Here is a 21,044-nt window from a genome sequence, read left to right as displayed (position 1 = left end):
CCCTGTCCGAACCGCCCCTTCCGGATTCCTCGCCAAGCCGCGTCAATCCGGCTATCATGATTGCGTTATGAGCCTTCTCCAGCAGGGCCCCTCCGGTATTGACGATGCCTCCCGCGGCGAGGAACTGACCAAGGGCACCAGCCACATCGTGATCGCCAGCGTGATCGCCGCCATCGTGGTCACCATCGCCATTGGCGCTTACATCATCGCCGGGCAAAAACCTCCCGCCTCCGCCGGCGAAGTCACCCGCGTAGTGGCCCACATGATGCACCGCGAATCCTCCGGCCTCGATGCCAGCGGCCGTCCCATGCCCAAAGACGAATTCGATCAGGTACTCGTCTTCAGCCACATCAAGCTGCACAACCAGAGCAAGACCCCCCTCTTCCTCCGCCAGATCCTCAGCAATGTAACCCTCGACGACGGCGTCCACACCAGCTACGCCGCCACCCCCACGGATTACGAGCGCCTCTTCCAGGCCTATCCTGAACTCGCCAGCCTCCACGGCAAACCCATCCCCACCGAGACCACGATCCCCGCCGGGGAGTGGGTCGAAGGCGACATCGTCTCCTCCTTCCGCCTCACCAAGCCACAGTGGGATGCGCGCAAAAGCCTCGATCTCAGCGTCAGCTTCCGCTATCAGCCCGATCTGAAGCTGTCCCCGACCGGCCCCATAACCACCCAATAACCTCTCGCCAACGCGTGATCTGTGACGGCTCTCACAGCATTGCCTCGCCGGTCTGGTGCAAAATCTCCCCGTGCCAACTGAAGGATCAGAGCGGTTCTCGCAAGCTCGTCTTCACAACAAAATCCAAATGTTGACCACAAAATTAATCAGTTTCCGCAAAAAGTTATCCACAGGTGGGCTTGACAGACTTCAACATGGTTTTCAAAAGAATCAACCACCTACAGCCCGGATCGCACTTTCAGCTTCGCCGTCCTTTCGCCTTCCACGTCGATCTTTAGTAACCACGTTACCAAAGACTTACCCTTGGGTACTTTGGGAACTATGTTTACTCCTTCGTAAATAGCTCCTGCTCCCTCCACCCCGTCCTCTCGCAACCCTTGGCCGGCCCGCGGGTGTCCGAAACTGAACAGCCCATCCGGCTTCGCACAGCACCGGCGCTCCTGTCTCCGGTTAAGTCCTTTGCTTTATTAGCTCTCCATGGCACGCCGCATGCATCCTCCTACCCCGAAGATCCAGAATGCCGGAGGAAACTGTGCTGGGAGATCTGAAATTCGCATTCCGCCAACTGAAGCGTGCCCCCGGATTCGCCCTCACCGCGATCCTGACGCTCGCCCTCGGCATCGGCGCCAATACCGCCATCTTTGTCCTCATCGACTCCATCATGCTGCGGCCTCTCCCCTTCCCCCGGCAGGACCGCCTCATGCGCATCGGCTACGGCGCCGGCCAGAACGAAACCTCCTTCTTCCCCAAGGGCTGGCTCCGCTCCGTCAGCGAGCATTCGAAAGCCTTCCAGACCGTCAGCGGCTTCGGGCCTGACTCGGAATCCAACCTGGGCGATACCGGCTCGTCGGCCCGCGTCTTCGGCGCCGAAGTGATGACCAACGCCCTCGACGTCCTCGGCGTCCAGCCCGCCGCCGGCCGCTTCTTCACCGCGGACGATGGCATAGCCGGCCACGACCCCGTCGTCGTCCTCAGTTATGGATACTGGCGCGAACACTACGGCGCCAGCCCCATGGCCATCGGCCAGACCCTCCGCATCGACGGCGTTTCCCGCCGCATCTCCGGCGTCCTGCCCGCCGGCGTTCGCTTCCCCTACGGCGACACCCAATTCGTCACCCCGGTCACATTCAAAAACGGCGACGCCGTCGATCCGTGGGTGCCCTTCGATCTCCGCGCCTTCGGCCGCCTCAAAGACGGCATCGCCCCCGCCCAGGCCCAGTCCGAACTCCGCGGTCTGCAGCGCCCGCTCCTGTCCCTCTTCCCCTGGCGCATGCCCGACGCCTGGGCCTCCGACATGACCGTGGTCCCGCTGCTCGAATCGCAGGTCGGCTCCCTTCGCCCCCGCCTGCTGCTGCTGTTCGCCGCAGTCGGGCTCATCCTCCTCATCGCCTGCGCAAACGTAGCCAACCTGACCCTGGCCCGCGCCGCCGGCCGCGAGCGCGAGATGGCGATTCGCGGCGCTCTCGGCGCATCGGGATTCCGCCTGGTGCGTCAGCTCCTTGCCGAAAGCACCCTGCTCGGCGTGCTCGCCGGATGCCTGGGCCTCGCCGCCGCTGCAGGCGGCATGCAGGCGCTTCTCCGCTGGATGCCCGCTGACACCCCCCGGCTCGAAAGCGTCTCCTTGCACTGGCCGGCGTTTCTCTTCGCAGCCGCCGCCTCGGTCCTGGCCGGACTCATCTTCGGCGCTATCCCGGCCCTGAAGATGGCCCGTCCCAAAATCAACCAGGCGCTGCACGCGGGCAGCCGCAGCGTGGCCGGAAAAGCAGGCCAGTTCCGCGTCTCCATGGCCCTGGTCATGGCGCAGATCGCTCTTTCCGTCATCGTGATCACCGGCGCGGGCCTTCTCCTGCACAGCCTGTGGCGGCTCTCGCAGCAGGATCCCGGCTTCCGCACTGAACGCGTCATCACCGCCGAAGTTTCCCTGGACGCCTCTGCCTGCCAGGCCAAAGGCCACTGCCACTCGTTCTTCCAGACCCTGCAGGAACAACTGCGCGGCATGTCCGGCGCCGAATCCGTCGCCCTCGCCGATTCCCTCCCCCTGAACGCCAAAGCCGGCAGCTACGTCTACGACGCCCAGGGCCATCCCCGCGAAGCACGCCAGGGCGCGCTCATGGCCACCGGCCGCACCATCACGCCGGGCTACTTCTCCACCCTTGGCATCGCCCTGGTTCGCGGCCGTCTCCTCGACAATCAGGACCTCTCCGGAACCTCCCGCGCCGTCGTCATCAATCAGCACATGACCTCGCGGCTCTGGCCGCATGAAGACCCCATCGGCAAGCAGCTCATCAACGTCAATGACGAACCAACACCCGCGGTCTGGGCTTCCGGCAAGACCGTGACCGTCGTCGGGGTGGTGAACAATACCCACGAAGAAGGTCTCGCCGGCGGGTTCGGCGACGAAGTCTATCTGCCTCTGACTCCCACCGCCGAGCAGCCCGTCATGTACGTGCTGGCCCGCACCCGCACCAGTACGCAAACCGCCGCCCAGGAAGTACGCAGCGCCGTTGCCACACTGGACGCGCAGGTTCCCGTCACCCGCATGCGAACCCTCAATGAGGTCGTCGCCGCGTCCGAATCGGCGCCCCGCTCCCTCGCCGTGCTGTTGCTGGTCTTCGGCGCCCTCGCCCTGGCCATCGGCGGCGTCGGCGTTTACAGCCTCATCGCGTACATCGTCAGTTGGCGCACCCGCGAAATCGGTATCCGTCTGGCTCTCGGCGCCCAGCGCCGGCAGATCGTCGAAGCCATCGTTCGCCAGAGCCTCGCGCTCGCGCTGGGCGGTTCCCTGGCCGGTCTGATCGCCTCCGCCTTCGCCAGCCAGCTCCTGCGGCGGTTCCTCTTTGACGTACACGCCATCGATCCCATCACCTACATCGCCGTCGCCGTCCTCATGTGCAGCCTGGCGCTCATCGCCGCTTGGATTCCCGCGTGCCGCGCCGCCAGCGTCGACCCCATCCAAACCCTCCGCATGGAGTAACCGCGCCCGCCGGGAATCGGTCACCATTGCAGTCCCGTAATCCGGCGTCGCGCGGGACGCGGCATAGGTCCGCGCCGCACCGCCGCGACTTGATGCTTGCCCTCAGCAAGCAAGGTAATATACTGCGAACGGGGGCTCCCAGCTATCTGTCTTGCCAGCTTTTGCGGCAGAGGAGTAGGGTCGAAATCGGCTCCTGTTCACACGTCCCTATATAGACAACCCAGCACGTGGGCGGCAGAGGTATGAGCGACCCTAAAAACCGAGAGTACGAGCCGGAAGCTCCGACGCTTGTCGTCGAAAAAGGCCTGTCGCTCCCTCCATCTGCCGGAGCCGGACCGGCCCCCGGCCAGCGAGCGCCCGCTCCCGCTGGAACCTCTAACCAACAGGGCATTTCGTCCGATCCCCCCACCGCGGCATCCAACGTGGCTGCTGGCCGCCACACAGGAGACGAGACCCTCCCTCCTGGAGCAGCATTTCATCTCGCCCCCGATTCCACTCTCATGCAGCCGGGCACCGTGTTTGCCACGCGCTACGAAATCCTCGCCACCCTCGGCAGAGGCGGCATGGGCGCCGTCTACAAGGCCAAGGACCTCGAACTGGAGCGGGAAGTCGCACTCAAGGTCGTTCGGCCTGAGCTCGGCAACGACCCTGAAATCCTGCAGCGGTTCAAACAGGAGCTCATCCTCGCCCGGCAGGTCACGGACCGCAACATCATCCGTATCTTCGATCTCGGCGAGTCCGGCGGCGTCAAGTTCATCACCATGGAGTACATCGAGGGCCAGAACCTCCATCAGATCCTCTTCCAACGCGGCAAGCTTGAGATCACCGAAGCCGTGGAGATCATGGAGCAGGTGGCCGGCGGATTGGCGGCTGCCCACCGCGAAGGAATCATTCATCGCGACCTGAAGCCCGGCAACATCATGCGCGACCCGCACGGCCGCGTCGTTGTGATGGATTTCGGCCTCGCCCGCACCACCGCGGGCGACGGAATGACGCGCCCCGGCGCCATGATGGGCACCCTCGAGTACATGTCGCCGGAACAAGCGCAGGGAAAAGACCTCAAAGCCAGCTCCGACATCTTCTCCGTCGGCCTCATCCTCTATGAGCTACTCGCCGGAGTCACTCCGTTCCACGCCGAAAGCGCCATCGCCAGCCTGGTTATGCGCACCCAGCAGCGCGCCGTACCGCTCTCTGACGTCGACAAGAACATCCCCGGCATCCTGAGCAACATCGTCGCCAAATGCCTGGAAAAAGACCCCGCCCGGCGCTATCAGACAGCAGAAGAGTTGCGCAGCGACCTCCGCGCCTGGCAAGGACGGACACAGATACCTTCCCCTTCCTCGCGTCTGCTCATCGGTCGCGTACGCGAACTGCCATGGAAAGGCATCGTCTTGGCGGCCATTCTGGTTGTGGCCCTCGCAGCCGGACTCGCCTGGTACCTCAACCGCCAACATCAGGCCGCGCAATCCGTCAATCATGCGCCGGTCTCGATTCTGGTTGCGGACTTTGCCAACCACACCGGTGACCCGCTGCTCGACAACACGCTGGAGCCCATGCTGAACCTGGGCCTGGAAGGCGCCAGCTTCATCAATGCGTACAGCCGCGGCGATGCGCGCAAGCTGGCCCAGAAGCTCTCCAACCACACCGACAAGCTCGATGAGCAGACCGCCCGCCTGGTCGCGGTCAACCAGGGAATCAACGCCGTGATCACCGGCCAGATCGACCTGCGCGGCAGTGAGTACGACATCTCCGCACAGGCCCTCGATACCGTATCCGGAAAGGTGCTCGCCAAGTCGCATGTCACCGTGGGCAACAAGCAGGACATCCTGGCCAGCCTCCCCAAGCTCACCGCCCCCATTCGCAAGGCTCTCGGCGATACTACCCCCGCATCGGTGCAGTTCGGCGAAGTGAGTGGAGGCTTCGCCGCCGCCTCGCTCGAAGCCGTGCACCAGGACGCCCTCGGCGGCGAACTGCAATTTGCCGGCAAGTTCCAGGAAGCCTTCGACCGGTTCCAGAAGGCTGCGCAACTTGATCCAAAGTTCGCGCGGGCCTACACCGGCATGGCTGCCATGGCCCAGAACCTGGGACGTTCCCAGGATGCCGTCAATTACATGAATCTGGCCATGGAACATGTCGACCGCATGACCGATCGAGAACGTTATCGCAATCGCGGCCTCTACTACCTGACCACCGGCGACTGGCAGCACTGCGTGCAGGAGTACACGCAGCTCGTCACGCACTATCCCGCTGACCGCGTGGGCCAGAACAACCTGGCTACCTGCTACACGCAGGTGCGCAACGCGCCCAAAGCTGTCGAAGCGGCGCAGCACGCCGTGGCCATCGTTCCCAAAGGCGTGGGGCCGCGGCTCAATCTCGCCTTCATCAGCGCGTTCGCCGGCGATTTTGTCGCCAGTGAACGGGAAGCGCGCGCCGCCATCGCCATCAATCCTTCCGCCTGGCCGGCGTTCCTGACCCTCGCTGAGTCGCAGTTCGGGCAGGGCAAGATCGACAAAGCCGCCGAAGCCTATCACCAGTTGGAACCGTTCGGGCCGGCGGCCGCGTCCATCGCCAACGACGGCCTCGCTGACCTCGCAGCCTATCAGGGACGATATGCCGATGCAGCACGCATCCTGACAGAGGGTGCGGTGACAGCTACGGCGGCAAAGATGACGGACAATGCGGCCCGGAAATACGCCGCGCTTGCCAACATCGAAGCAATACGGGGAAATCGTGCCGCGGCCCTCGCGGTCCTCGACAAAGCGCTGGCCAACAGCCAGTCCACCCAGATTCAGTTTCTGGCAGCCAGAACCTGCATCGACGTGGGAGATCTGCCCAAGGCCCAGAAGCTGGCAGCCACCCTGTCGTCTTCGCTGACGAGCGAGTCGCAAGCCTATGGCAAGATCCTCGAGGGCTTGATCGCCCTGAAGCACAAGAACCCTACCGAGGCTGTCCGGCAAATCACCGCCGCGAACAGCCTGCTCGATACCTGGATCGGGCATTTCGACCTCGGCCGCGCTTATCTCGACGCGGACGCTTTCCCGCAGGCGGACTCGGAATTTGAGCAATGTGTGATGCGCCGTGGCGAAGCCATAGAGCTCTTCATGGATAACGTCCCCACATACGCCTGGTTCCCGCCGGTGTATTACTACCAGGGGCGCGTACGCGAAGGCATGAAGAGCGATGGATTCGCGGACTTCTACAAAACCTATCTAGGCATCCGCGGGCAGTCGCCCGAAGACCCGCTGGTCCCTGAAGTCCGTCGTCGCGCCGGGTTGTAAGTTCACCCAAAGCCCTGCTTCCCTGTTCACCCCGAACTCCCCAGCCGGAGAAGAGTCACGGATCTGAGCTCTCGCTCTGCAGTGTGGTGTTCGCCGCCGCGCTGTGTGACAGCCGGCACAGTCTCACAGGTTCACTCTGGTGCACAATCGGATACTCGACCCATGGCGCCGCCGTGCAATCTCGCCCGGCAACTCACCGTGTGGCAACTCAACCGGTTCATCAGCGTTTACCAGAAAACTAATAGGGTTTTGGCCCCATTCGCTGTAACCGATAAACAGTGGTTTAGCTATTAAATGTATGCAAAGTAATGACTTAGATTCACTCCAGCGCGCATGTGGATTTTCGCCCCGAACCCGAATAAACGGCGAAGTTTCAGCGAATCTGCAGCCCCTCTGCCTGGGCCAAAAACGCGCCACTTATTACTACAAAGTAACTATCGAATCGACCTACCCTCACCCGTCTTCCAGCTTCCTGCGATCGCCGAACTAGCGATCGTTGTGACCATTCCCCGATTCGTCCTTCGAGCTCGCGCTCCCGCTCCCCTTCCCTGAAACGGAAACACTCTGCGTTCCGCCGCCCGCCTGTGCATTGTCGTTCACGGTGAGATTCGCACTGAACGTCCCGGTCGTATGGGGCGTGAACTTCACCGCTATGCTGCACGACCCGCCTGGCGCAAGCGTGGTCCCGCAGTTGTTGGTTTGCGTAAAGTCTGCAGCGCCCGTCAGGTTAACGCCGGCTCCACTGAAGATCAGCGGAGTAGCCCCGGCATTGCGCAACGTTACGTTCAACGCACTGCTCGTCCCCACCTTCACGGTGCCGAAGTTCAGATTCGACGAACTGAACACCGGTATAGGATTGATCACCTGCGCAGTCAGGGTGACCGTCTGCGGACTGCTCGGCGCATTGTCGACAATCTGTAAGGTCGCGCTCTGCGGGGTATAGACAGGACCCGCGATGAAGGAGACCGCAATGGTGCAACTGCTTCCCGATGGCAGAGACCTGGGGCAGAGATTGAGCACCAGGAAAGCGCTCAGGTTACTTCCCTTGAGGATCGAGATCAGTGGATCCTTGAGGGTGGCCGTCGCTGTTCCGCTGTTCGTGACCTTGATGCTTTTCGGCGTCGTAGCTCCCAGGTACACCGTGCCAAAATCGATGCTCGCCGAAGATAGCGTCACCAGTGGCCCGGTTGATTTCACGGTCTGCACAGCCTGCGCCGCCGTGTAGTTGACGTTGCCGGCCTGGCTGGCGATCACCGAACACGTACCCGTGCTGTTGGTCATCGTGTAAGTCGCGCCGGAATTGCTGCACGCTCCCGCGCTCGTGAAGACCACCGGGTTGCCGCTTGCACCGCCGCTGGCCGCCACCGTGAAGGTGCTGTTATAAGCCGCCGTCGCAGGCGCGCTCTTGGTGAAGACAATCGCCTGCGCGGCAGGAATCGCATTCACGGTTGCGACGACTTGCGTGGCCGCCGTGTAGTTGATGTTGCCTGCCTCGTTGGCGATGACAGAGCAGATTCCGGTGCCGCTGGCCATCGTGTAGAGCGCGCCGGAGTTCGTGCAGGCTCCTGAACTGGTGAAGGTCACCGGGTTCGCGCTGCTGCCCCCACTCGCAGCCACTGAGAAGCTGCTCTTGTACATGGCCGCCGCCGGAGCGGGGCTGGTGAAGGTGATCGCCTGGCTGGCCTGCTGAATGGTCAGCGTGCCGCTCACGTAAAGGAACGAGTAGTTCAATGCCGCCAGCGTGCCGGTCGACACAGTGATGGGATAACTTCCGGCATTACTGGTCGCAGTCGCGGTGGCGGAGAGCGCCGGGATCCCACTTACGACCGAAGCCTGGTCCGCACCCACAAATCCGCTGTAGGTGTAAGTCAATGCCGGCAGAGCTTGCCCATAGGTGATGGTGGCATTGTTGGCAGTCACCTTGAGCACCGCCGGAATTACCGTGAACGACTGCTCCAGGGAGGCCGCACTGTAGGTGTCGTTCGCGGGTGCCGACGCCGTGATGGTGCACAAGCCCACGCCCGTCGCGCCGCCGCTCGCGGTGCATGGTCCCGACGCTGCAAAGCTCACCGGCAGCCCCGAGGTGGAGGACGCGCTGAGCGCAAACGTGCCGCCGTACGACACGCTCGACAGCGGCGCAAAGCTGATTGTCTGCGACAGAGTCTTTGAGCCCTGCGGCAGGATGGCAAACGTACCGGACACACCGCTGGCCGGGTTATAAGTGTCGGTGCCCGCCTGCGCCGCCATGATGGTGCAGCTTCCTGTGTTGTTGAGCGCCACTGTCGCGGAGGACACGCCGCTTGTGACGGATTGGTTCCCGATGGTGCACGAACCCGTGGCGGTGAAGCTCACCTGCAATCCATTGGGCACGCCACCCGTGGTAGCCGTTGCCGTGATCATCGGTTGCGGATCCGAGATCAACACGGAGCTCGGCAGCGGGCCCAGCGTAATGCTCTGGTCATTCTTGAGCACTGCAGGCACTGACGGCGGACTCTGCCGCGGCGCCGGAGCCGTCGTGTCGGGAACGACGGTTGTTGCGATGGTATAGAGCACCGTCTTCGAGGTCAGATCGGGGTTGGTATCCGTGAATGTGGTTGCGGGCGGGTTTCCGTTAATCCCGCTGACACTGCCGATGGCCACAGCCGGTCCGCCATCGGAACTGCGATAGATCGTGTATGTCTCAACCACGCCGAACGCCGGCGCGGTCCAATCGACTCTGACACCCACGGGAGTGGGCGTCTCGGTGGGCTGTGTTGGCGGCCGAACGATGGAGTTAGCCGTGTCGTAGGTCAGCTCGTCTGTGGTTACGCCGCCGCTGCCCAGAGTAATGGTTCCGCCGCTGCCAAGGGTGATGTTGCCGCCGCTGCCCAGCGTGACATTGCCGCCACTGCCCAGCGCAACCACACCGCCGCTGCCCAGCGTCACGTTGCCGCCACTGCCCAGAGTGACGGTTCCACCGCTGCCGAGGGTGATGGTTCCACCACTTCCCAGAGTGATAGTGCCGCCGCTCCCCAGCGTCACATTGCCGCCGCTGCCAAGCGTGATGTTGCCGCCACTCCCCAGCGCAATGGTGCCACCGCTGCCCAGAGTGACATTCCCGCCGCTGCCAAGGGTGACATTGCCGCCGCTGCCCAGAGTGATCGTACCGCCCGCAGGCACGTCGTAGCTGCCGCCCGGAGGAACCGTTACGGTTCCGCCGCTACCCAGCGTAATGGTCCCGCCGCTGCCGAGCGTGACGTTGCCGCCGCTACCCAGGGTGATGTTGCCGCCGCTGCCCAGCGTGATGGTTCCACCGCTACCCAGAGTGACGTTGCCGCCGCTGCCCAGGGTGACATTGCCACCGCTGCCCAGCGTGACCGTGCCGCCGCTACCCAGAGTGACGTTACCGCCACTGCCAAGCGTGACATTGCCACCGCTGCCCAAAGTGACCGTGCCGCCGCTGCCCAGGGTCACGGTTCCACCGCTACCCAGCGTGACGTTGCCACCGCTCCCGACAGACACGTCGCCGCCGCTGCCCAGCGTCACGGTGCCCCCGCTGCCCAGCGTCACATTGCCTCCGCTGCCCAGGGTGACGGTGCCCCCGCTGCCCAGCGTGATGGTGCCGCCAGAGCCCAGCGTCACGTTGCCGCCGCTACCCAGCGTGATGTTGCCGCCCGAGCCCAGCGTGATCGTGCCGCCACTGCCCAGCGTCACATTGCCGCCACTGCCAAGCGTGATGTTGCCGCCGCTACCGAGAGCGATAGTTCCGCCGCTGCCCAGCGTCACATTGCCACCGCTGCCCAGGGTGACGTTACCGCCGCTGCCCAGAGTGATAGTGCCACCGGAGCCGTCAATGCTGTAGGTGCCGCCCGTCGAGGGGATGGTCACTACACCGCCGCTGCCCAGCGCGATGGTGCCGCCGCTGCCGAGTGTCACCGTTCCGCCGCTGCCGAGAGTGATGTTCCCGCCGCTGCCCAGAGTGATGGTGCCGCCCGAGCCCAGCGTCACGTTGCCGCCACTGCCCAGGGTGACATTGCCGCCGCTACCGAGCGTCACGGTGCCGCCGCTGCCGAGTGTTACGTTACCGCCGCTACCCAGCGTGACGTTGCCGCCACTGCCCAGAGCGATGGTGCCGCCCGAGCCCAGCGTCACGTTGCCGCCGCTGCCCAGAGTGACGGTCCCGCCGCTGCCCAGCGCCACCGTCCCGCCGCTCCCCAACGTTACATTGCCGCCGGCCGCAACATTCAGCGGAGAGGCCGAGGATCCGAAGTTGAGCACGCTTGCGAGCGACGCGAACTGACCGCCCGTAGCTCCCACCTGGCGCAGATCCATGGCGGTCCAGTCGTTATAGCCGCGCATGCGCGCATTCGGCTGGCCATCGAAGTTGATATCCTGCCCGTTCGACCACGGAGGAGTGATGGGCAAAACCGCGGCATCCACCCGGTAAGCCGAATCGCCGCTGAGGGGCGTGCCGTCGCAATGGCGCGTCGCAGGACTGGCCGTCGCTCCTGCTACATAGGGCACATACCAGGCCGAAGTCGCGAAGGTTGCGGCATTGTTTGAGGCGTCGGTAAGTTGCGTCGTCGACCCCGCCGCGGATTCATTCAGAGTGTTCAGCGTCTGATTGGAGAAATCGAGCGACTGCGCTGGCCCCACCAGGTCGAGCTGGAACAGGTAGTTCATCACGCTCTGGTAGTTGGGCTTGCAGTTGGCTTCAAACGTCGGCACAAAACTACCCGCCGTATCGTAATAGAGCCCGCCATGGCTCAGGCCCAGCGTGTGGCCGATCTCATGGAACAGGGTGCCGGCTGTAACGTTGGCCCGCTTGCTCATGTCCTGGTTGGGAGCGGTGGCCCACAGGCCCAGGGTGATGGCCGAATCAGCGCCGCCAAGATCGGAGTACCCTGAGATGCTCGTGACCGTGCCCGACGTGAGGCCAATCAGCGGCTCCGGTAGCGCGCTGTTGGGATAGCTCCAGTTGGGAACGCCCGGAGTCTGCACAATGATCGTCTTGGTATCGGGACAAGACGCGGTGTTGTACAGCCCATTCAGCGTTGGATTGCCAAGCACCCCTGAAAGCGTGATACGGCTGGGGCAGGCGTTGATCCCGTTGCCGCGGTCCGCGGTCACGATGGTGGTTGTGCCGTTGGCCGCCTGGATCGAGGTGAGGCTGCCGAAACGCGAATTCCATGCGGGTACGGCAAGCGAGTGGCCGAACAGGACGTAGTGATAGCTGTCCTTCCGCCCGTAGGCGAAACGCGTGGTGCAGTCTCCGCCGGTCACGCAGGAAAGGAAGTTCTTGGGCCAAAGTTTGGAGAACATCAGACTGTTCTTCCAGCTGATGACTCCCTTCTGGCCGGGGAACTGGCAGAGTTGCGGTGGCGTGGTGGTCAAATCATCCGTGCAGCTGTCTTCCGGCACGGCGTTGCCGATGTCGAGGTGGAGTTGCACTCCGTGACCGGCAAAGGCCTGCTTCACCATCGCCAGCGGATCACGGCCCTGCGCATCCGCCGCGGGGAACAGGTTCTCCTGCGTGGGATCGCAGGAGCCGTCAGCAAGCAAGGCCCCACACATGTAGTCCAACTGAACGAAGAGATCTTTCTGTCCGCGTTTCGCGCCCGGCAATCCCACCCAGGTCCCGGTCTTCACGTCGTAGTAGCCCGGCTCTCCCGCGTGGAAATCGTCCGTCGCTGGGCCGGCCTTCCACGCATCCAGAATGGCGTCATTGTCGCTGTTACGCACCGGCGTACTGAGGATCAGGGCCGCGTATGCGTTCGCCGAGTTCAGAGGAGCATCGTACTGGTTCGGCTGCCCCAGAGTTACGGAGACGGAGTTGTTGTTCCAGCTTCCGCCGGCGGCGTAGAGGCTGGTGAGTGCGCCGGTCCCGCTCGCTCCGCCCACTGCGTCATAGAAGCCCTGGATGTTCTGCGTTGAAGAGACCGTAGGAACCGCCGAGCCGTCGTAGATCACGACCGACTTGAGCGGAAAGTTCGGCGACATGACGCGATAGACCACCACCAGGCTTGCGCCTTCAGTGATCGGCAACGCACTGCTTCCGTCCGGAAGCGAGACGGCGTGCGCACCCGAGGCATAGCGGATTCCATTCGCGTCCGCGGCAAAGTAGGGGTTCACATCGGCCCGGTAGGTGCGTAAAGTCCCGCTCAGCGCGCCATCGGTATAGGGCTTGTCGCTTCCCACCTGCTGGCCGACGATCGAATACCCCCGGAACATCCCGCTTCCGCCCGTCGCCGAGGCGCTATCTTCCAGTGTTTCCCAGTAGAGATACGCCGCCAGAATATCCGCGCCATCGGGAACGCCCCCCGCGCCGTTGGAGAGGGTGATGGTTCCAGTGGCCATGCCGCCATGGCCGGTTCCCCGCAGCGTCACTCCAGCGGAAGCATAATCGCCGGTGACGAAGTAGTTGTTGAGCAGCAGCAGAGGATTGGGCACCGGAGGTTGCGCCTGACCCGAGGAGACCAGCAGCTTAACCGCCGCTCCAATGCTGACCTGCGTTCCGGCGGCCGGATTCTGATCAATCACGCTGCCCGATGGCACGGTGCTGCTGGCAGCGGTAGTTACGCTGCCCGGCGTCAATCCCGCGCCGGTCACAGTCGTTTCCGCGTCGGGGCGCGCCTGACCCACTACATTGGGAACGGTGATTGCGCCGGCCTGGCCTCCCTGGCCGCCCGTGCCCACAAGATTGATCGTCTGCGTGCCGGCCGGCGAGAGGTTCAGGGCATTGTCAGTGAAGAGCGCCGATCCTGTGAAGTAGCCGGGAGTTTGCGGAACGAAGCTGAAGCTCTCAGCGCACACCGCGCCCGGATCGAGGGGAAAGACGCTGCCGCAGGTTGAGCCCTGCTGGAAGTTCGCGCCGAGCGCCAGGTTAATCGAACCAGTGAGCGACTGGTTGCCAATGTTCTGCACGGACACAGATTGCGGGCTGTCGACGCTCGTGCTGCCCGCATTTGTCGTTGCGAAACTGAACGAAGGCGGCAACGACCGCTTGAGCTGAAGCACCCGGTTGACTCCGCGCTCCGTGATGTAGACATTCCCGGCCGTGTCGGCCGTCGCGCCGAAGGTCGGTATGCCGCTTGCAAGAGTGATCTGGCAACTGCTTGTGTCGCAACCGCTGGGAACCTCGACCATAGCCTGGAGCCCGGCGTCGGCTACATACACGTCGCCCGCGGCATCCACTGACACGCTCTCCGGCTCAATCCAGCCCGTCCCCACGGTCTTCTGACAACTGCTGCTGGCGCAACCCGCCGGAAGCATAACAACCGTCTTGAGGCCGAAGTCCGCGATGAACAGATCGCCTGCCGCATCGACACCCAGACCAACTGGATTGGACCCCGGACCCGGATTGTAGACAACGGTTTGAGCGCCTCCGCCGGCGGCGACCTTTACCACCTGACCATCAAGGAAATCGTCGTAATAGACGTTACCCGCGCCGTCCACTGCCACGCCCAATTGGGCTCGCAGACCGCTTCCTACAACGACCTGGCAGGCAGCGGTGACGCAGCCGGCCGGCACCTCCAGGACCTGGTTGCGGTTGTTGTCGGCGATGAAAACATTCCCTGCTCCGTCAATCGCCAGGCCCTGCGGATACTGGAGCTGCGAACCTACCGTTGTCACAACTCCGTTCGGAGCGACTTTCAGCACGCGCGCATTTCCGGTGTCAGCGATGTAGACATTTCCCGCTGCGTCCGTCGCCGCGGCGTTCGGATCGAGCAGCGAATAGCTACCGGTGTTCACTACCGTCTGCCCGCCGGGTCCAAAGGCAATCACAGGCTCCTGCCCGGTGCCGTAGACCAGCGTGGAATTTACGAGATTTCCCTGGCTGTCAAAAAGGCGCACGGCTCCCTGGCGCAGACCAGCCGCGACCGACGCGAACGTCACGTTCACTATGCACGAGTTCCCTGCCGCAATGGTCCCGGTGCAGGTGCCCCCCGCAGCCACGGAGAAATCCAGCCCCGCCACGCCTTGCGTGACTGCCTGGATCGCGCCCAGGTTAGTGGTTGCCGACATGTTGAAGGTCAGCGCGAGCGTGCTGCTGCACGGCGAAGGAGCGCTTCGTCCGGGAGCGCATACGTTGACGCTGCCAAAGTTCTGAAGAACGAAGTTAGCGCTCACGTTGACTGCGGCATTTACCGGCACAGTGCACGTCGGACTCGTTCCCGCATCTGCGCACGCGCCGCCCCAACCGAGGAACGTGGAGTTTGCGGTGGCATTCGCGGCAAGGGTAACCAGGGTTCCGCTCGTAAAGACTCCCGAGCAGGTGCCCGTGACGCTTCCGTTGACCTGGCTGCAACTGATGGGTTCGGGATTGGAGGTGACTGTCCCCGTGCCGGGACCAGCAGCCGTTACCGTCAGAGCATAGTTATTCGGCAGTGCGGCGACTGCCTGCACCACGGGTGCGGCCGCGTTGTAACCGGTATTGCCGGGCTGGGTGAATGTGACGACGCATGATCCCGTTCCGCTGGTCATGGTCAGCGTGGCCGCGCCGCTTCCTCCGCCCGTGCACGCACCGCTCCCGGCTATGTTCACGGGCAGTCCCGAAGTGGCCGTCGCGGCGACGGAGAAGCTGGATCCGTTCAATGCAGAGACCGGCGCTTGCGCGGTCACCATGATCTGCTGGTCGGCCTTGAGCGTTTGCCCGGTTACCGCAAAGCTCTGCGTCGGAGTGGCGGCATTGTCCGTCAGCGTGACTGTGGCGCTTGCGCCCGGGAAGGCCGCGGCCTGGTACGTGATATTGATGCTGCAGGTTGAACCCGGCGCAAGTGGCCCGGCCGTACAGTTGTCCTTCTCAGTAAAGGCTGTGCCACCCCCCGAAAGCTGCACGGACGAGATGGTCAGCGGGTCGGTGGCGGCGTTGTTCGTCACCACAACCTGGCCGCTGGTCGATTGATTGATAACCGCGGACAGAGAAAGAGAGTTGGGATTCAGCCCGACTGTGGGGAATCCGCCGGTGCCGTTCAGATAAATGACCTGCGGGCTGTCTGGCGCCGCATCTTCCAGGACCAGCGCCCCATTGGCCGCGCCTTCCGTGGCGGGATTGAAACGGACGGTGAAGTAGCACACGTCATCGGAGCCGGCACTGCAGTCGTCCGTGGTCAGAGTGAATGATGTGGAACCGATTACTTTCCAGGAATTGATGCTGCCCTGAATCTTGCCCGTGCTGGTTGCGCTGAAGGTCAGGGAGCGATTCTGCTTGAGCGCCACATTGCCGAAGGTGAGCCCGTTGGAGTCGCTCCCCGGACCTGTTTGCAGCCCGCTGAAAGTGAACTCCACGGCGCGCACCGCCGAATTGACCGCCGCGGTTCCGCTGTTTTGCGTATTGACGAGGTTGTAGCTGCTCGATGCCGCGTCGACGAAAGACAGGCCGGCCCTGGGCGTCTGCCCGGATTCATAGTTGCCGCCGTTATCGGACAGGCTATAGATATCGGCTGCACTGCTGGCCGTGCCGAAGGGGCTGGAGCCCGGCTTCCAGAGCTCGACCGTTCCGTTGAGGTTGAAGACGCCGCCACCCAGCCCCTGAGCGCCATTGCCGCCTGCTGCCTTGTTCTGGCTGAACGTCACATTGCCGATGAGCACCTGGCCCCAGTGATTGAAGATGGCGCCGCCCATACCCGCACCGCCGCCACCAGACGCATCCGCGCTGCTGCCGGCGCCAAAGCCACCTTGCCCGCCATTACCGCCACCGGCCGCGAATCCACCCTGACCGGCATTGCCGCCGCCGCCGCCACCGAAACCGCCGCCGCCGCCCTCGGCATTGTTGGCGCCGCCGCCACCACCGCCGCCGCCCACGCCGCCGCCACCGCCGCCGCCCATGCCTGCGCCACCACCGCCGCCGCCGAAGGCCCCGCCGCCGCCGCTGCAGGAATTGTTCCAGTAGCCGACCCCATTGCCGCCTCGGCCGCCGCCAATCGCGCCGGCTCCGTAGCCGCTGTAGCTCGTTTGATCGGCCCCGCCGTTCTGGCCCACTTCAAATCCACCGCCACCACCGCCGCCGTTCGTCGCTGCTCCTGAAGCGCCACCATTGCCGCCAAAGACGCTGGCTCCGCCGCTGCACACCGAGCCACCGGCTCCGCCTTCATTGCCCAGAAAACTGCCGCCAAAGCTGGGGCTGATCGAGCCTACCGCAGTGCTGTTCTGGCCGTTGCCCTTGAAACCGCCACCGCCTGCGCCGTAGGCCCACGTGTCGATGCTGCCGCCGTCGCCGCCCAGTCCGCCGCCGCCGCCGGAACCCACTCCGGGCCCGCAGCAGCCTCCATTGCCGCCCTGCGCGGTGTTTGCCACAAAGTGAATGCGCGCCAGGTTCAGTTGCCCCTGGTTATAGATGGCGCCGCCGAGTCCAGCACCGCCGCCGCCGGAACCAGCACCGGAACCGCCATTTCCACCCTGGGCGCGACCGTTAGTCAGCGTGAGGTCTGTCAGCGTCAGCGTGCCCTGCGGCATGCTCGTTTCCCAGCCTCCGGCCACGTAGAAGAACCGGAATCTGGGTGCAGTTGTCGCGCGCGTGATGGTGGCACCGCTGCCCACAATGAGAATGTTCGACGTGATTGCCGGAAATGCGTTCGGGCCGTACCACCAGTCGCTTGGCTGGGAGACGATATATTGCCCGCCGGGCGCCAGCATGATGGTTCCGCCACTGTTCTGATTCAGCGACTGGATGGCGGAAATCAAGCCCGCGACATCTCCATTTGCCACCTGGATGACCGTCCCGGTCTGCTGCGCGACCGCGGCCAGAGGCAAGAGCAACGCCAGCGCAACCAGCACGCGCAGGCCCCGGCGACTGCTTATGTCACGACAGACATTCATGTGATGGAGAAGCCGGTCAGACACAGAACATGAGAAGAGATTCAGGCAACGCAAACGCATAGGGGATCTCACAAAATTACTTAAAGGTGAAGTAACGGAACGGCTATGGGGCGCACCTATTCGAGACGGCTTGAAAAGGCAGTCGTCGAGGATTACCGTTCGGCAAGTGCACGAGAGGCACCAGGGCGGCCCGATCCCTCTCAAATTGGGCACAGCAATCCCGAACCCAGTAAAGAACCTTACCTACATTCGGCAGGCCCGGGTTTCATGGGGAATCCGTCTAACAGTAAATGCGAACTCGATAACTATGCAATTGGAAAGGAAGGAACTTAGGTAATTACCTGTTAGTAACTAGGGGTATCTGCTGACATCTCGCATTTGCGGCGAGGCTTGCCGTCTGTCCTTTGCGCAACAGCGCTCGCAGTTCTTCGTACTGATCACTCGCAATATAATCCACGCCGGCCTGTTGTGCGGCGGTCCACCGCGCCTGGGCGGCCTGCAATGAGCCGAAGTTATAGCTGCGAAACCAGCCGTTGCAGCTCTCTTCTTTATCTGTGGCGCCATCCAGAGTGTAGAAGCGTATCCACAGTCCGTGATTGTGGGCGTGGCGAACCAGCGCACGTAACCGCTGTTCGTCGGCTTCGGTCCAGGCTCCAGCTTGCTGTTGGCCGCCCTTTTCTACCACACCCCACGGATTGTTCCACCAGCGCCGGTAATTGTCGGCGAGGGCAGGCTCAAGCACTTCGGGAGCGGCCATGGGATCACGAGTGTTGGTGTGCGCCGCTCCGAACACCAGCAGATTCCCGCCTGCCGGAACGTGATCGAAAAAGACGGTCTGCTGCGCGTCCGACTCTCCCGTAAGGACTAGGATGGGGCCGACCTTCAGCGGCTGCACCGCCTTGTCCACGGTCTTAGGCGCGGTCGTCAGCCATTCCTGATACTTAGCGAGCAACTGCCACACTGCCTCGAGATGTGCCGTCTCTTCGGTCTTGAAGTCCAGGTTGAGAGTGATTAGCGGCCAGTCTCCCCGGTTCCCGTCCTTTAAAGCCTGCTCAACCACCGGCCGCACGCGGTCGAAGAAGTAATGCTCCATGGTGGGCTCACGCCCGCTGATGGGTGCGCCGTGCGCCACAATCGACCATGACTTGCCGGTCCTTGCATCCGTATGCCAGAACAGGTCCTGCTCGATGGCCACTGGAGTTCCCGCGGTGAGCGCCCGGTCAATGCGGTCGTACCACCATTCATAGTAGGGATAGCAGTTGTGCGCATCCATCACCGAGCGGCTGCCGGGCGCAGCGTGGCCCTGACTGGACTGGGCGTCTCCGTTCGCTTGCGAAACAACCGTGATTGCGTAACAGACCAACAAAGCCAGCACAACAATTCGGCGCATGGAGTCCTCTCATTCGTGAGCCGTCGAGCTCTCAAATCCAAAATAGATGGGATTGCCCAGCAGAAGGGGTTTGCCGGTGGCGTCGTCCACTTCAACACGAATCCAGTGGCGGCCACCGTCACTCTGCCAGTTTGCGGTGATCACCTGATCCGCAGCCGTTACCGCTTCCGGCGCAAGAGAAGGGCTTGGTGCACCATCGAGAAAGAAATGCACTTGAGCTCCTGCGCAGGCCGCCACGCGGACCTTCAGCGTCACAGTGTCGCTACGACTCAGCTCCAGATCTCCTCCCATTTCGGCGGACTTAGATCCGGCGCTCGCCGTTATATCGAGCATCCGATCGCGCGAGCCGGTGACATCAATGAACACCCGCCCGGAGCGGATGCCGTCCAGGATACCGCTCACCGACAGGCTGCTCGCATAAACCACCGTAGTTGGAAATCCGATGGAGCCCGGCTTACCGAGAGGCCAGTCTGAATGGTGATTATCGCTGCCGCCGATGGCCGTGAGCCTGTGGCCGTCCTTTAACTGCGCGTCCCAGAAGCGAGTGGCCGGTACGCCGCCGCCATTGACGACTTCTACGGAGGTGACGAGGCTCATATCAACCGGGTTTGGCGGGGTCCAGCCACAGCCCATGCACACTTCGCCCGTGGGCGACTCAGGATGATTGATGGACACGATCGCCCCAGCCTTGCGCGCTCCGCGAAACAGCGCGTCCATATCGCCGGGAAAGCCTGTCGCGACCCGGTAGTCAATGAACCGGGTTGTTCCGAACGCATTGGCATGACCGTAGAAAGTGGTCATCTCGCGGCCAGGAACGAGGAGGAGCTTGTCGAAGTAACCCTGCAGTTCGCGCTCGCCGTCGTAATGCGAGGTCGTGTTGTGGTCCGTGATGGCGATAAAGTCGAGCCCGCGCCGCGACGCCGCCTCCGCCGTGAGAAACAGCGGACACGGCACGCTATTGCCGGACTGGCTTTGGCAACTGCCGTCGGAATGTGCCGTGTGCATATGCAGGTCGCCGCGATACCAGCCCGGCTGCGCGCGCAACGGCTTATCGGCAAACGAAGAGTCGTCGAGCGCCCGATTGAACCAGACCTCGGCACGCCAGCGAGACGTAACGGCAGGCCGGATGTTCGGCACCGCGATAAGCAGCTTCCATTGTCCCGCTGGGATGGCTCCCGGCAGATAGGAAGGCGTCGCGTCAGATTCGCTCAACGTGAAGTGATTCTTGTTGCCGCCGCTGGCTCCGCGAAAACGAAAGGGATCGGCAATCCCCAGGTCTAGGACGGTGTGCTGATCGCGCCCGAGATTCTCAAACGCAACGCTGATGCGATGCGTTCCTGCCGGAACCGTGAAGGGAGCCTCGATATACGTGTGGTTCTGGTTCGGATGAACGTCACCCTGCAGAACAACATCAGGGTGCGGGTAAGACTGCGCCAGTGGCAATCGAATGGATACGAGAAACAGCAATCCAAAAAAACAGAGAGGTCTTCGCATAGGAGCTGTGGCGAGATGCGGGAAGGCCGGCCTCGTGGGCCGGCCTCCGGCTGTGGCGCTGGTTAGAAACTGAACCGCAACGCGAACTGCATCACGCGCGGATCGCCGGACAGCGAAGTGATACTGGCTACGCCGCCGCTGGTAATGTTTCCGTTCGGTTGCCCAAACTCCGGGGTGTTGGTCACGTTGAAGACCTCCCACCGGGCTTGGATATTGATTCCTTCCTTCATTGGAAAGTCGCGAAGAAGCGCCGCATCGAACACGTCAATGCGCGGTCCGCGCAAAGGGTTCCGGCGCACGTTGCCCACTACGCCCACGGCCGTGACCGCGTAAGCATCGCTTCCTCCGGGAGCCTTGGTGCCGCACGTCGAGTTCTTGCCCGCGTAGAACCAGCAGTCGGGATCGCCCACCACGTGAGGCTTGCCC

At 63.1% G+C, this 21,044-nt stretch carries 7 protein-coding genes; 3 read left to right on the top strand and 4 right to left on the bottom strand.

Features of this window, described 5'->3' with window-relative positions:
• The 3 genes from VGL22_RS17480 to VGL22_RS17470 form a co-directional block, all read left to right on the top strand.
• A partial coding sequence (locus VGL22_RS17480) for a hypothetical protein (protein ID WP_465268233.1) occupies positions 1–685 on the top strand: 685 nt, incomplete at its 5' end.
• Between the two features lie 517 nt (positions 686–1,202).
• Positions 1,203–3,659, top strand: a complete 2,457-nt coding sequence (locus VGL22_RS17475) for an ABC transporter permease (RefSeq protein ID WP_465268232.1) — start codon at positions 1,203–1,205, stop codon at positions 3,657–3,659.
• Between the two features lie 242 nt (positions 3,660–3,901).
• The gene (locus VGL22_RS17470; protein ID WP_465268231.1) at positions 3,902–6,937 is read left to right on the top strand and encodes a protein kinase domain-containing protein; all 3,036 of its coding nucleotides are present in this window, start codon (positions 3,902–3,904) and stop codon (positions 6,935–6,937) included.
• A gap of 486 nt (positions 6,938–7,423) precedes the next feature.
• On the opposite strand, the gene VGL22_RS17465 is transcribed toward VGL22_RS17470, so the two are convergent.
• From VGL22_RS17465 to VGL22_RS17450, 4 genes are all read right to left on the bottom strand, one after another.
• On the bottom strand, positions 7,424–17,734 hold the full coding sequence (locus VGL22_RS17465) for a choice-of-anchor D domain-containing protein (RefSeq protein ID WP_465268230.1): 10,311 nt from the start codon (positions 17,732–17,734) through the stop codon (positions 7,424–7,426).
• A 337-nt stretch (positions 17,735–18,071) separates the two neighbouring features.
• Positions 18,072–19,124 (bottom strand): PI-PLC domain-containing protein, encoded by a 1,053-nt coding sequence (locus VGL22_RS17460; protein WP_465268229.1) that lies wholly within the window; start codon positions 19,122–19,124, stop codon positions 18,072–18,074.
• 9 nt (positions 19,125–19,133) lie between these two features.
• Positions 19,134–20,591, bottom strand: a complete 1,458-nt coding sequence (locus VGL22_RS17455; RefSeq protein ID WP_465268228.1) for a CehA/McbA family metallohydrolase — start codon at positions 20,589–20,591, stop codon at positions 19,134–19,136.
• Positions 20,592–20,680: 89 nt separating this feature from the next.
• On the bottom strand, positions 20,681–21,044 hold a 364-nt coding region (locus VGL22_RS17450), incomplete at its 5' end, for an outer membrane beta-barrel protein (protein WP_465268227.1).

The sequence above is a fragment of the Occallatibacter sp. genome (assembly GCF_036502485.1).
Lineage (GTDB): Bacteria > Acidobacteriota > Terriglobia > Terriglobales > Acidobacteriaceae > Telmatobacter.
The sequence above is the reverse complement of the archived record's forward strand: the minus strand, read 5'-3'. Positions and strand labels throughout refer to the sequence as shown.

Coding starts and splice junctions, on each gene's coding strand:
- VGL22_RS17475 (WP_465268232.1), top strand. CDS start 1,203: ATGCCGGAGGAAACTGTGCTGGGAGATCTGAAATTCGCATTCCGCCAA.
- VGL22_RS17470 (WP_465268231.1), top strand. CDS start 3,902: ATGAGCGACCCTAAAAACCGAGAGTACGAGCCGGAAGCTCCGACGCTT.
- VGL22_RS17465 (WP_465268230.1), bottom strand. CDS start 17,734: ATGAATGTCTGTCGTGACATAAGCAGTCGCCGGGGCCTGCGCGTGCTG.
- VGL22_RS17460 (WP_465268229.1), bottom strand. CDS start 19,124: ATGCGCCGAATTGTTGTGCTGGCTTTGTTGGTCTGTTACGCAATCACG.